The 12,449-nt window shown below is 73.9% G+C and carries 10 protein-coding genes; 6 read left to right on the top strand and 4 right to left on the bottom strand.

Annotated elements, in window-relative coordinates:
• From ABD317_RS25870 to aceE, 3 genes are all read left to right on the top strand, one after another.
• Positions 1 to 1,290, top strand: a 1,290-nt coding sequence (locus tag ABD317_RS25870; protein ID WP_344292468.1) for a copper amine oxidase, incomplete at its 5' end; no start/stop codon positions are given.
• A 112-nt stretch (positions 1,291 to 1,402) separates the two neighbouring features.
• A complete protein-coding gene (locus ABD317_RS25865; protein ID WP_027753781.1) occupies positions 1,403 to 2,026 on the top strand; it encodes an FCD domain-containing protein in 624 nt (207 codons plus the stop codon).
• A 340-nt stretch (positions 2,027 to 2,366) separates the two neighbouring features.
• The gene (gene aceE / locus ABD317_RS25860; protein ID WP_344292466.1) at positions 2,367 to 5,090 is read left to right on the top strand and encodes a pyruvate dehydrogenase (acetyl-transferring), homodimeric type; all 2,724 of its coding nucleotides are present in this window, start codon (positions 2,367 to 2,369) and stop codon (positions 5,088 to 5,090) included.
• 111 nt (positions 5,091 to 5,201) lie between these two features.
• On the opposite strand, the gene ABD317_RS25855 is transcribed toward aceE, so the two are convergent.
• Positions 5,202 to 5,309 carry a methionine/alanine import family NSS transporter small subunit gene (locus tag ABD317_RS25855; protein ID WP_344292464.1) on the bottom strand — a complete coding sequence of 36 codons (108 nt, stop codon included), beginning with the start codon at positions 5,307 to 5,309 and terminating at the stop codon, positions 5,202 to 5,204.
• Positions 5,309 to 6,856 carry a sodium-dependent transporter gene (locus ABD317_RS25850; RefSeq protein ID WP_027753783.1) on the bottom strand — a complete coding sequence of 516 codons (1,548 nt, stop codon included), beginning with the start codon at positions 6,854 to 6,856 and terminating at the stop codon, positions 5,309 to 5,311. The genes ABD317_RS25855 and ABD317_RS25850 overlap by 1 nt, the downstream gene beginning before the upstream one ends.
• A gap of 66 nt (positions 6,857 to 6,922) precedes the next feature.
• Here ABD317_RS25850 and ABD317_RS25845 point away from each other — a divergent pair, with 66 nt between their 5' ends.
• Positions 6,923 to 8,017: a helix-turn-helix transcriptional regulator gene (locus ABD317_RS25845; protein WP_344292462.1), complete on the top strand. Its 1,095-nt coding sequence runs from the start codon at positions 6,923 to 6,925 to the stop codon at positions 8,015 to 8,017.
• Here ABD317_RS25845 and ABD317_RS25840 read toward each other — a convergent pair.
• Positions 7,999 to 8,991 carry an SDR family oxidoreductase gene (locus ABD317_RS25840; protein ID WP_425582437.1) on the bottom strand — a complete coding sequence of 331 codons (993 nt, stop codon included), beginning with the start codon at positions 8,989 to 8,991 and terminating at the stop codon, positions 7,999 to 8,001. The two genes, ABD317_RS25845 and ABD317_RS25840, sit on opposite strands and share 19 nt — an antisense overlap.
• A 131-nt stretch (positions 8,992 to 9,122) precedes the next feature.
• Here ABD317_RS25840 and ABD317_RS25835 point away from each other — a divergent pair, with 131 nt between their 5' ends.
• Positions 9,123 to 9,644, top strand: coding sequence for a DUF4240 domain-containing protein (locus ABD317_RS25835; RefSeq protein ID WP_344292470.1), 522 nt, complete (start codon positions 9,123 to 9,125; stop codon positions 9,642 to 9,644).
• 72 nt (positions 9,645 to 9,716) lie between these two features.
• On the opposite strand, the gene ABD317_RS25830 is transcribed toward ABD317_RS25835, so the two are convergent.
• A complete protein-coding gene (locus tag ABD317_RS25830) occupies positions 9,717 to 10,271 on the bottom strand; it encodes a GNAT family N-acetyltransferase (protein ID WP_344292460.1) in 555 nt (184 codons plus the stop codon).
• A 55-nt stretch (positions 10,272 to 10,326) separates the two neighbouring features.
• Between ABD317_RS25830 and ABD317_RS25825 the strand changes: the two genes are divergently transcribed.
• Positions 10,327 to 11,220 (top strand): TIGR01777 family oxidoreductase, encoded by an 894-nt coding sequence (locus ABD317_RS25825; RefSeq protein ID WP_344292458.1) that lies wholly within the window; start codon positions 10,327 to 10,329, stop codon positions 11,218 to 11,220.
• Positions 11,221 to 12,449: the final 1,229 nt, after the last annotated feature.

The raw sequence follows: 12,449 nt of genomic DNA, 5'->3' as shown, positions 1-12,449 counted from the left end.
GTCGCCGCCCTGGTGCTGCTCCTGCCCGCCGCCGCCCCCGCCGCGCTGCCCAGCGCCGCGGCCACGGCGCCCCACGCGCCCCGGGCGGCGGCGCCGGACTGCGCCGAGGAGTACCGGATCACGCACAAGCTGCCCGGCGGCACCGAGTGGCAGATGTGCTACCGCAACAACGACTACGCGGGCCTCGTCCTGGAGGACGTCTCGTACCGGCCCAAGGGCGCCCGCAACGCCGTTCCCGTGCTCAACAGCGCCCGGCTCGGCCAGATACACGTGCCGTACGACGACGGGAACATCGAGTACTACGACGTCACCGAGATCGCGCTCGGCTCCGCCCCGGTGTCGCTGAAGGCCAAGGACTGCCCCGGCGGCACCCGCCGCCCGGTCAGGACGGGCGGCGAAACGTACGACGCGGTCTGCGTCACCCAGCAGCCGCGCGGCTTCGCGCACTTCGGCAACAGCTGGGACGTCGGCGAGGAGAACGGCCGCAACGACAGCGCCCAGGGCGACGACCTCGTCGTCTACGCGATCCACTCGGCGGGTTACTACTACTACATCACCCAGTGGAACTTCTCCGACGACGGCACCATCACCGCCAAGGAGGGCGCCACCGGCAACCTCTCCCCCGGTGACTTCGACGCCTCCGACAAGCAGGGCTGGCCGATCGGCAAGGGCTCGCGCGACCGCGCGACCAGCCACCAGCACAACATCTTCTGGCGGCTGGACTTCCAGACCGACCGCTCGCGCCCGGCGAAGATCCAGCGGTACGACACGAAGCGCACCGGCACCGGCGACGGCGGCTACCCCGCGCAGGAGACGACCCGCACGAACGTCACCAGGGAGACCGCGGGCAACTCCGGCCAGCACCGCTGGTGGCGCGTGAGCGGCACCGCGGGCAGGAACGGCGACGGGCACATCCGCTCCTGGGAGCTGGTGCACAGCAACAACGCGCGCTACAAGGGGCGCAAGTTCACCGGCAAGGACGTGTGGTTCACGCAGTACAAGAAGTGCGAGAAGTACCCGAACCACAACCGGAGCTTCAACGAGAACTGCGCGAAGAACATCGTGGCCGCGACCGACGGCGAGCGACTGAAGCACCCGATCGTCTGGGTCAACGTCGGTTTCCACCACATCGCCCGCGACGAGGACCAGACGCCGATGCCGGTGCACTGGCAGGGCTTCCAGATCTCGCCGCGCGACGTGACGAACATGAGCCCGCTCACACCCGAGCGGCTGCGCAAGCCGCGGTACAACGGCGATCCCTTCGACGAGCAGGCGGCGCACGCGCACTGACGCGCGGACGCGCCCCGCGCCGCGCCCCCGTCCGGCTCCGGTCCGGGCGGGGGCGCCGTATTGTCGTCTCCACCCCCCGTGCTCTGTCTGTGCGTGAACCGAGGAGATGCCGATGCCCCCATCCGTCGTCCACCCGTCGCTGCGCGAGCAGATCCGCGAGCACATCGTGGAAGGCGTCGTCAGCGGCCGGTGGAAGCCGGGCGAGCGGATCGTGGAGCGGCGTATCGCGGTCGAGCTGGAGGTCAGCCAGACGCCGGTGCGGGAGGCGCTGCGCGAGCTGGAGAGCCTGCGGCTGATCGAGTCGGCGCCGAACAAGGGCGTACGGGTCCGCGACCTGACGGCGGCGGACCTGGAGGAGATCTACCCGGTACGGGCCGGGCTGGAGCAGATCGCGGCGGAGCTGGCGGCGCCGCGGCTGGCGGACGACGTCTCGGCGCTGGAGCCGCACGTGGCGGCGCTGCTGGAGGCGGACGCGAAGGGCGACGGCGGGGCGCAGGTCAGGCACACGGTGGCGTTCCACAGGGAGCTGGTGCGGGCGGCGGGCAACAGCGTGCTGCTGCACACGTGGGAGTCGCTGGGGATCGAGATCTACACGTCGCTGGCGATCCGCTGGCTGGGCACGAGGCAGCAGAGCTACGCGGAGGAGCACGCGGACATCGTCGAGGCGTTCCGGCGCCGCGACCCGGCGATCGCGGAACTGGTCAAGGACCACGTCCTGGGCTGCGCACCCACCTGACCGGGGCCCCCGCCCCCGGCCCCCCACCGGGGTTCCGCCCCGGTCCCCGTCCGGGGCTGCGCCCCGCATCCCCGGGGCTGCGGCCCGGCCCCGACGACGCCGCCTGTCCCTCCGGTTCCGTAGCCGGTCCGCGCGGCTTCGCCCGGGTCCCGGCTGCCCCGACGCCGGGACTCACCCCCGGCCCCGGGCCGCTGCCGTACCCCGCCGCGCCTGCCGCAGGCACTGCGTGCCGAGGGGGCTGGCACGGCATGCCGACTTTCGGATTCGCAGGTTATTTTGCCTTCCAACCTTTGATCGATCATCGATCGCAGACTTACAGTTCGGTCGAGGAGGTAGTGCCATGCAGAGTCAGCTCGACCAGCTCCCGGACCGCGACCCGCAAGAGACCGCCGAGTGGCGCGAGTCCCTGGACGCCGTGGCGCAGCACGCCGGGCCCGACCGGGCCGCGCAGCTGCTCCGCAGCACCGTCGCGCACGCCGGTGACACCGGTGTGGACGTCCCCGCGCTGCTGGAGACGCCGTACGTCAACACCATCCCCACGGCCGCGGAGCCCGAGCCGCCCGGCGATCCGGAGCTGGAGCGGCGGATCGCCGCGTGGAACCGGTGGAACGCCGCCGCCATGGTCACCCGCGGGTCGCGGTACGGGCTGGGCGGGCACATCGCCACCTTCGCCTCCGCGGCCTGGCTGTACGAGACCGGGTTCAACCACTTCTTCCGCGGCAAGGACGACCCCCGCGCCCCCGGCTCCGGCGACCAGCTCTACGTCCAGGGCCACGCCTCTCCCGGCGTCTACGCCCGCGCCTTCCTCGACGGCCGGCTCTCCGAGGCGCACCTCGACCGCTTCCGCCAGGAGGCCGCCCCGGGCGCCCCCGGCGCCGCCGAGGGCCTGCCCTCCTACCCGCACCCGCGGCGGCTGCCGTGGCTGTGGGAGTTCCCCACCGTCTCCATGGGCCTCGGCCCGATATCCGCGGTCTACCAGGCCCGCTTCAACCGCTACCTGACCCACCGCGGCATCAAGGACGCCTCCGCCAGCCGGGTGTGGGCCTTCCTCGGCGACGGCGAGATGGACGAGCCGGAGTCGACCGCCGCGCTCGCCCTCGCCGCCCGCGAACGGCTGGACAACCTCACCTTCGTCATCAACTGCAACCTGCAGCGCCTCGACGGCCCCGTACGCGCCAACTTCAAGGTCGTGCAGGAGCTGGAGGCGCAGTTCCGCGGCGCCGGCTGGAACGTCGTCAAGTCGCTGTGGGGCTCCGCCTGGGACGAGCTGCTGGCGCTCGACACCACCGGCGCGCTCGTCCGCCGGCTCCGGGCCGTGCCGGACGCGCAGTTCCAGACGTACGCCACGCGCGACGCCGCGTACATCCGCGAGCACTTCTTCGGCGCCGAACCGGCGCTGGCCGAGCTGGCGAAGCTGCTGACCGACGACAAGATCCTCGACTGCTTCCACGTCTCCCGCGGCGGCCACGAGCCGCGCAAGGTCTACGCCGCGTACCGGGCCGCCGTCGCGCACGAGGGCGCGCCGACGGTGATCCTGGCGCAGACCGTCAAGGGCTACAGCCTCGGCAAGGGCTTCGAGTCGCGCAACGCGAACCACCAGATGAAGAAGCTCACGATGGCGGAGTTCCGCGACATGCGGGACCTGCTGGAGCTGCCCGTCCCGGACAGCGCGCTGGCCGGCGACCTCGTGCCGTACGCCCACCCGGGCCCCGACTCCCCCGAGGTGCGCTACCTCCAGGAGCGCCGCGCCGCCCTCGGCGGCCCGGCGCCGGCGCGCCGGGTGCACCCGGTGGCGCTGCCGGAGCCGTCGGCGAAGCCGTTCGACGCGCTGAAGAAGGGCTCGGGCAGCCAGGAGATCGCGACGACCATGGCCCTGGTGCGCCTGGTCAAGGACCTCATGCGGGAGAAGGAGACCGGCCGCCGCTGGGTGCCGGTGGTGCCGGACGAGGCGCGGACCTTCGGCATGGAGTCGCTCTTCCCGAGCGCCGGCATCTACTCCCCGCTCGGCCAGAACTACGATCCGGTCGACCGCGACCAGCTCCTCTACTACAAGGAGGCGGCGGACGGGCAGATCCTCAACGAGGGCATCACCGAGGCGGGTTCGCTCGCGGACTTCACCGCCGCGGCCACGTCGTACGCGACGCACGGCGAGCCGATGATCCCGTTCTACATCTTCTACTCGATGTTCGGCTTCCAGCGCACCGGCGACCAGTTCTGGGCGCTCGCCGACCAGTTGGGCCGGGGCTTCGTCATCGGCGCCACCGCCGGCCGCACCACCATGACCGGCGAGGGCCTGCAGCACGCCGACGGCCACTCCCCGCTGCTGGCCGCCACCAACCCCGCGGCGCTGATCTACGACCCGGCGTTCGCGTACGAGGTGGCGGTCATCGTCAGGGACGGGCTGCGCCGCATGTACGGGCACGCCGCCCCCGACGAGGACGCGGACGTCTTCTACTACCTCACCGTCTACAACGAGCCGAAGGTGCAGCCGCCCATGCCCGCGGGCGAGGGCGTCGAGGAGGGCATCGTCCGCGGCCTCTACCGCTACCGGACCGCCGCGCTCCCCGGCCCTGACCTCCCCGCCGGGGCAGCCGCGGACGGCGCCCCGCGCGCCCAGCTGCTCGCCTCCGGCACCGCCATCCACTGGGCGCTCGCCGCCCAGCAGCTGCTCGCCGAGGACTGGGGTGTCGCGGCCGACGTCTGGTCCGCCACCTCCTGGAGCGAGCTGCGCCGCGACGCCCTGTCCTGTGACGCGGCGCAGCTTCGGGGCGAGGACCGGGTCCCCTACGTCACCCGTGCTCTGGAAGGCGCACCGGGCCCGGTTCTCGCCGTCAGCGACTGGATGCGGCAGGTGCCCGACCAGATCGCGCAGTGGGTCCCGCAGGAGTACACGTCGCTGGGCACGGACGGCTTCGGCCTCTCGGACACCCGCGAGGCGGCCCGCCGGCACTTCGGGGTCGACGCGGAGTCGATCGCGGTGGCGGTGCTGGACCGGCTGGCGCGGCGCGGCGAGGTGAAGAAGGAGACGGTCGCGGAGGCGGCGGCGACGTACGGACCGGCCTGACGGACCGGCCTCACGGACCGGCCCGACGGGCCCGGTGCCGCCGGCCCGCGAAAGACCACGGGTCCGGCCCGCGCGGCGCGCGGACCGGACCCGTGGGGCCGCCGGGGCGGCTCAGTCCCGTTCGTCGGGGTAGGTGCGCAGCTTGAGCAGCGCCGCGATGAGGCCGCCCCACACGATCACGATCGCGACGATCAGCATGACGATGGCGCTCGCCGACATCAGCGGCTCCCTTCCTTGGGCTGGGGGTCGTCCACGGGCCCGGCGTCCGCCGCCGGGCCGCCGATGTCGCCGTGGCGGCGCCAGGGGATGAGCGAGAGCAGCACGGCGACGACCAGGACGCCGCCGGCGACGCCCCAGCCGGCCCAGCCGAGGAACGAGGTGGGATAGCCCTCGTAGTTCTCGTCGAACTCCGTGCGCAGGCTGTCGACCATCATCCAGCCCAGCACCAGCGGCGTGACGACGCCCAGGAAGAACAGCCACCAGCGGCCCAGCCGCACCGCGGAGGTCGCGTTCGCGTCCCGCTGCAGCAGCGGCAGCCGGCGCAGCGCCCAGGCCACCACGACGACGGACACCAGGGCGGCCAGCGCGATGCCGTACTGGTTGATGAAGTGGTCGGAGGCGTCGAGCAGCGTCAGCCCGCCGTCGGTGGAGAACGCCAGCGTGGAGACCGCGGTCAGCACGACGCCGACGCTCAGGACGGCCGCCTTGCGGGACAGGCCCGTGCGGTCCTCGACCGCCGCGACCTGCACCTGGACGATGCTCACCAGCGAGGTGAGGCCGGCGATCACCAGCGACAGGAAGAACATCACGCCGAAGAAGGCGCCGCCCGGCATGCTGGAGATGATCTGCGGGAACGCCACGAACGCCAGCCCGACCCCGGAGGTCGCCAGGTCGTTGACGCCGATGCCCTGCTCCGCGGCCATGAAGCCGAGCACGGAGAACACCCCGATGCCCGCGAGGATCTCGAACGAGCTGTTGGCGAAGCCGGCGACGAGCGCCGAGCCGGTCAGATCCGACTTGCGGCCCAGGTACGAGGCGTACGTGATCATGATGCCGAAGCCGATGGACAGCGAGAAGAAGATCTGCCCGTAGGCGGCGACCCACACGCTGCCCTCGGTGAGCGCGTCCCAGTCCGGCTTGAACAGCGCGTTCAGGCCCTCGCTGGCCCCGTCCAGCGTGATCGCGCGGACGACGAGGATGCCGAAGAAGACCAGCAGCGTCGGGATGAAGACCCGGTTGGCCCACTCGATGCCGCGGCGCACGCCGAACCAGAGGATGACGAGGGTGACCAGCCACACGCCGAGCAGCGGCCACATCACGCCGGGCACGAACTTCGAGAAGGTGCCCGGCTCGCCGGCCTTGAGGAAGTCCCCGGCGAAGAAGGCGTTGGGGTCGTCGCCCCACGACTCGTTGACGGAGAAGCCGACGTAGCGCACGGCCCAGGCCAGGATGACGGCGTAGTAGGCGGCGATGACGAAGCAGATCGCCACCTGCCACCAGCCGATCACCTCGGCGGGGCGGGACAGCTGCCGGTAGGCCCCCGGCGGGGAGGACCGGTAGCGGCGGCCGACGACGTATTCCATGATCAGCAGCGGCAGCCCGGCCGTCAGCAGGGCGAGCAGATACGGCACGAGGAAGGCGCCGCCGCCGTTGTCGTACGCGATGTAGGGGAAACGCCAGATGTTGCCGAGTCCGACCGCCGACCCGATCGCGGCGAGCAGGAAGCCCGCCCTTGTGCCCCAACGCTCCCGAGGCTGGTTCGACATACAAAACTCTCTTGTTCTTGGTGCAGGACCAACAGACGCTATCAGCGGCGATGCAGGATGGCGGGCATGCGCGCCGCCCGTCTCATTCACCTGGTCCTGCTTCTCCAGTCACGTGCCGCCATGACCGCCGCCGAACTGGCGGAGCGGCTGGAGGTCTCCGAACGGACCGTCGCGCGCGACGTGCAGGCGCTGACGGAGGCCGGGGTTCCGGTCTACGCCGCCCGCGGGCGGGCCGGCGGCTACCGGCTCGTCGGCGGCTACCGCACCCGGCTGACCGGGCTGGGGCGGACCGAGGCGGAGGCGCTGTTCCTCTCCGGGGTGCCGGGCGCGCTGCGGGACATGGGGCTGGCGGACGCGGCGTCCGCGGCGCGGCTGAAGGTGTCGGCGGCGCTGCTGCCGGAGCTGCGCGGCGCGTCGGACAGCGTGGCGCAGCGGTTCCACCTGGACGCGCCGGGGTGGTGGCGGGAGCCGGACGCGCCGGAGCTGCTGCCGGCGGTGGCGGAGGCGGTGTGGGCGGACCGGCGGCTGGCGGTGACGTACCGGAGGCGGCCGGACGCGGCGGCGGTGGAGCGGGAGCTGGAGCCGTACGGGCTGGTGCTGAAGGCGGGGGTCTGGTACCTGGTGGCGCGGGTGCCGGGCGGCGGTTCCGGCGGCGGTGCGGGGGCGGAGGGGGCGTTCCGGGTCTACCGGGTGGAGCGCTTCGAGCGCGCCGAGCAGCTCGGGGCGTACGGGGTCGGTGCGGACGGCGGGGAGGCCGCGGGCGGCGGGGGCGCCGGGAGCGGCGACGCGGGGGGCTTCGAGCGGGACGAGGACTTCGACCTGCCGGGCTTCTGGGCGGAGCGGGCGGCGGCCTTCGCGCGCTCCATCCTGCACGACGAGGTGACCGTGCGGCTCTCCCCCGACGGCCTGCGGCGGCTCCCGTTCGTCACGGACCGGGCCGCCGCCGAGGACGCGGTCGCCGGCGCCGGGGAGCCGGACGACCGGGGCTGGACGGCCGTCCGGCTGCGGGTGGAGTCGCAGGACGTCGCGTACACCCAGCTGCTCGCCCTCGGGCCCGACGCGGAGGTGCTGCAGCCGCCGGAGCTGCGCGCGCGGTTCGCGGCGGCGGCGGCCCGCAGCGCCGAGCTGTACGGGCCGGAGCCCTACGGGCGGAGCCGGTAGCTCTCCGGGTCACCGGGGTCCTCGCCGGCCATGACGCGCGCGAAGTACGGCCAGCTGTCCGGCACCGTGCCGTCGGCGTCCGTGAACCCGTACTCCTTCGCGACCTGCCCGCTGTACAGCGACGCCCCGTTCCACCGCGCCTTGTCCGGATCCGCCGCCAGCGCCGCCACCGCGCGGCCGACGAGGACGGGCGACTCGGAGAGCGCGAAGTGCTTCTCCTTGGCGACCGCGTCGCGCCAGTTCTCCTCGGTCACCCCGAAGTGGTCGAGCATCTGCTCGGAGCGCAGGAAGCCCGGGGTGAGGGAGAGCGCGGTGGCGCCGGCGTCCTTCAGCTCGTGGCTGAGGTTGAACGCCATCCGGATCGGGGCGTTCTTGGTCAGGTCGTAGAAGAACGACTCGCGGTACGCCCTGTTGGCCTCGGCCGTGCCGTCGGTGACCTCGATCAGCAGGCCGCCGCCGGTGCGCAGCAGCAGCGGCAGCGCGCAGTGGCTGGTGATGATGTGGGTCTGCACGCCGAGTTCCAGCATGCGCATGCCGCGGTCGAGGTCGAGCTCCCACATCTTCCCGTCGAACTCGATGAGGTGCTCCCCGCCCCAGACGTCGTTCACCAGCACGTCGAGCCGGCCGTGGTCGCGCTCGATACGGGCGACCAGGTCCCGTACCCGGTCGACTTCGAGGTGGTCGACGGGGACCGCGACGCCCTCGCCGCCGGCCGCGGTGACCAGTTCCCCCGTCTCCTCGATGGTCTCGGTCGTGCGGCCGACCTCGCTGACGCGCTCCCGGGTCGTTCGGCCCGTGGCGTACACGGTGGCGCCGAGGACGCCCAGCTGCACCGCGATCGCCCGGCCCGCGCCCCGCGTGGCGCCGGCGACCAGCGCAACCCTCCCGCGCAGCGGCCGCTGCCCGGCGCCCGGCACGGCCGTGTCCTGCGTGTGCTGCGTGTGCTGCATGTCCTGGCTCTGCTCTTCGCTCATGCGCACACCGTGGCACCGAAACCGGACACCTTCTGTCAGGTTTCCCGGCAGGTTGCGAAAGGGTTCCGGCAGGTGCCGATCCCGCCGCTCCGCGTGCGTGCGCGCGGCGGAAGGCAGATGCTGGACCCGTGATGGAGGAGTCGGAGTTCTGGGAGCTGATCGACAGCACCCGCGAGGCCGCCGAGGGCGACCCCGCGGAGCAGGCCGACCTGCTCGTGGACCGGCTGACCGAGCTGGACCCGGACGCCGTGACGGACTTCGCCTGCCACTTCGAGTCGCGGATGGACCGGGCGTACCGCATGGACCTGTGGGGCGCCGCGTGGGTGCTGCTGGACGGGGCCAGCGACGACGCCTTCGACTCCTTCCGCAGCTGGCTCGTCGGGCAGGGCCGGACGGTCTTCGAGGGCGCCCTGCACGAGCCGGACGACCTCGCCGAGCTGCTGGCCGACTTCGACGAGGAGACGGACGGGGAGGCGGACGACCTGGCCTTCGCGGCGGACGAGGCGTACGAGCGGCTGACAGGGCTGAAGCTGCCGGAGCTGGGGCTGCCAGAGGGGCCGGCGGAACCGGTGGGGGAGGCGATCGACTTCGAGGACGAGCGGGTGCTGGCGCGGCGGTTCCCGAAGCTGTGGGCGCTGTACCGGGAGGACTGAGGAGACGGGAACGGGGACGGGACCGGGGCCGGGGCGCGTGCGTCGGAGCGGCGTGCGCCGGAACGGGGTGCCTCAGAGCAGCGTGCGGCCCATCAGCACGTCGTCCACGTACGCGCCGTCCAGCAGGAACTCCTCCGGCAGCACCCCCTCCACCGCGAACCCCTCCGACTCGTACAGCCGCCGCGCCGGCGCGTTGTGGCCCAGCACCCGCAGCGTCAGCCGCCGCGCGCCGGCCGCGCGGGCGTGCTCCGCCGCCGCGCGCAGCAGCGCCCGCGCGACGCCGGCGCCGCGGACGTCGGGGGCGACGACGAGGCCCTGGATCTGGCGGACGTGCGCGTTGACCGGCAGCGCGGTCGGGGGTACGACGCAGACGTAGCCGACGACGCGGGCCGCGTCCCCGGGGCTGGCGGCGGGGGCGGCGGCGGGCAGCTCGGCGACGAGGTAGTCGTCGGTGCGGTGCCGGTCGTCGAAGAACGGGGCGCCGGGGCTGGGCGGCTCCGTCACGGCGTGCAGGTGCGACCAGGTGGCGACGTCGAGTGCGCGGAGGAGATCGCCGTCGGCGGCTCTCGCGGGGCGTATGCGCAGCTCGCCGCCGCCGGCCGCCCCGGCGGGGTGCACGTGGGTCATCGACTCACTGTGGCACGGGCTGCCCCGGTGCGGCACATGAGGGCAGGATGGGCTCATGCGTATCGCGGTCTCCGGCACCTCCGGACTCATCGGCTCCGCCCTCGTCCGCTCGCTGCGGGCCGACCGGCACGACGTCCTGCGGCTGGTACGGCGGGAGGCGAGCGCCCCGGACGAGGTGTCGTGGGACCCGGATCGGGCGTACGTCGACGCCGCCCGGCTCACCGGCTGCGACGCCGTCGTGCACCTCGCCGGGGCCGGCATCGCCGACCGGCGCTGGACGGAGAGCTACAAGCGGGTCCTGCGCGACAGCCGGGTGCTGGGCACCGCGGCCGTCGCCGACGCCGTCGCCTCGCTCGACCGGCCGCCGTCCGTCCTCGTCTGCGGCAGCGCCGTCGGCTACTACGGCGACACCGGCGACCGCCGCGTCGACGAAACCGCCCCGCCGGGCCGGGGGTTCCTCGCCGACCTGTGCCAGGAGTGGGAGGCCGCGGCCGGCCCGGCGGCGGAGTCGGGGATCCGCACCGCCTACGCGCGCACCGGCCTGGTGGTGGCCCGCAAGGGCGGGGCGTGGGGGCGGCTGTTCCCGATCTTCCGGGCCGGGCTGGGCGGCCGGCTCGGCAACGGCCGGCAGTACTGGAGCTTCATCTCCCTGCACGACCACGTCGCCGCGCTGCGCCACATCATCGACACCGAGTCGCTCTCCGGGCCGGTCAACCTCACCGGCCCGGAGCCGGTGACCAACCGCGAGGTGACGGCGGCGATGGGGCGGGTGCTGCGGCGGCCGACGCCGTTCCCGGTGCCGGCGGCGGCGCTGCGGCTGGCGCTGGGCGGGTTCGCGGAGGACGTGCTCGGCAGCCAGCGGGTGGTGCCGCGGAAGCTGCTCGACTCGGGGTTCACGTTCGCGTTCCCGGGCATCGAGGACGCGCTGCGGGCGGCGCTGCGGGGGTAGCGGGCCCCGGCCGGCCGGCTGCGGAGGGGGCGGCGCGGGGGGCCGGTGGCGCGGGGGGCGCGCCGGGTGTGCGTCCGTGCCCTTGTGGTGCGCACCTGGCCGGCGCCACCATCCGACCTATCGTCATCGGCACGCGTCCACGCCGGTACGCGGATACGGCCATGCCCAGCTGGGCATCAAACAGGCGTCCAGAGGCGTCCGAGAGCGCTCGGTCGCGGACGCACAACCCCGGGAGGCACCCGTGCCCCAAGCCGCAGGAAGCACGGACCCCGTAGACGTCGTCGTCGTAGGCGCCGGGCTCGCCGGTCTCTCCGCGGCCCACCACCTGGTCGGAGCGGGTCTCGACGTGACCGTGCTGGAAGCGGACGAGCAGGTCGGCGGGCGGATGGCCACCGACCACGTGGACGGTTTCCGGCTGGACCGCTCGCTGCAGCTGCTCAACACCTCGTACCCGGAGCTGCGTCGGATACCGGGGCTCGCGGGGCTGCCGCTGTGCCCGCTCGGCGGTGACGTGGTCGTCTGCGCGGGCGGGCGGCGGCAGCGTATCGGCGGATCGAGGGGCACGGGGGGCGCGTTCACTACGGCGAGCGCCTTCGCCAGCGCCGCGCGTGCGCCCCGGGGCGGTTTCATCGACCAGGCCTGGCTCTCCGCGGCGCTGGCCCGGCTGGCCGCCGTGCCCACCGCGCGGCTGCTGGCCCGGCCCGAACGCCGGGCCGCGGACGCCCTGGCCGTGCGGGGACTGCCGCCGCGGATAGCGGCGGGCTCCCTGCGGCCGCTGCTGGTGGCCCTGCTCAACGACCCGGCGCTGACCACGTCGAGCCGCTCCGCCGACCTGGCGCTGCGGTCGTTCGCACGCGGGCGGCTGTGCCTGCCGGCGGGCGGGGCGGCGACGGTGCCGCGGCGGCTGGCGGCGGGGCTGCCGCACGGGACGGTGCGGACGGGGGTGCGGGCGGTGTCGGTGTCGACGACCGCGGTGCGGACCGAGGGCCACGGGGTGCTGCGCTGCCGGTCGGTGCTGGTGGCCACGGGTGCGCGGGCGGCGGCGGGGCTGCTGCCGGGGCTGCGGCTGCCGGGGTTCCACCCGGTGACGGTGCTGCACCACAGCGCCCCGGCGGAGTCGCTGCCGGGCGGCGGCGGGGGCGGCGCGGCACGGGGTGGTGCGGAAGCGCCCGGGGCGGCCGGAGCGCCGGAGCAGGCGAAGTCGGAGGCCAAGCGGTCTTAGGAAGACA

Source organism: Streptomyces synnematoformans (assembly GCF_039531005.1).
Lineage (GTDB): Bacteria > Actinomycetota > Actinomycetes > Streptomycetales > Streptomycetaceae > Streptomyces > Streptomyces synnematoformans.
This window is presented reverse-complemented; position numbering and strand designations above follow the sequence as displayed.

What these genes read in the sequence shown, in the direction of transcription:
- ABD317_RS25830 (WP_344292460.1), bottom strand. Translation starts at nt 10,271, where the DNA reads ATGACCCACGTGCACCCCGCCGGGGCGGCCGGCGGCGGCGAGCTGCGC.
- ABD317_RS25825 (WP_344292458.1), top strand. Translation starts at nt 10,327, where the DNA reads ATGCGTATCGCGGTCTCCGGCACCTCCGGACTCATCGGCTCCGCCCTC.
- ABD317_RS25835 (WP_344292470.1), top strand. Translation starts at nt 9,123, where the DNA reads ATGGAGGAGTCGGAGTTCTGGGAGCTGATCGACAGCACCCGCGAGGCC.
- ABD317_RS25850 (WP_027753783.1), bottom strand. Translation starts at nt 6,856, where the DNA reads ATGTCGAACCAGCCTCGGGAGCGTTGGGGCACAAGGGCGGGCTTCCTG.
- ABD317_RS25855 (WP_344292464.1), bottom strand. Translation starts at nt 5,309, where the DNA reads ATGTCGGCGAGCGCCATCGTCATGCTGATCGTCGCGATCGTGATCGTG.
- ABD317_RS25845 (WP_344292462.1), top strand. Translation starts at nt 6,923, where the DNA reads ATGCGCGCCGCCCGTCTCATTCACCTGGTCCTGCTTCTCCAGTCACGT.
- aceE (WP_344292466.1), top strand. Translation starts at nt 2,367, where the DNA reads ATGCAGAGTCAGCTCGACCAGCTCCCGGACCGCGACCCGCAAGAGACC.
- ABD317_RS25865 (WP_027753781.1), top strand. Translation starts at nt 1,403, where the DNA reads ATGCCCCCATCCGTCGTCCACCCGTCGCTGCGCGAGCAGATCCGCGAG.
- ABD317_RS25840 (WP_425582437.1), bottom strand. Translation starts at nt 8,991, where the DNA reads ATGAGCGAAGAGCAGAGCCAGGACATGCAGCACACGCAGCACACGCAG.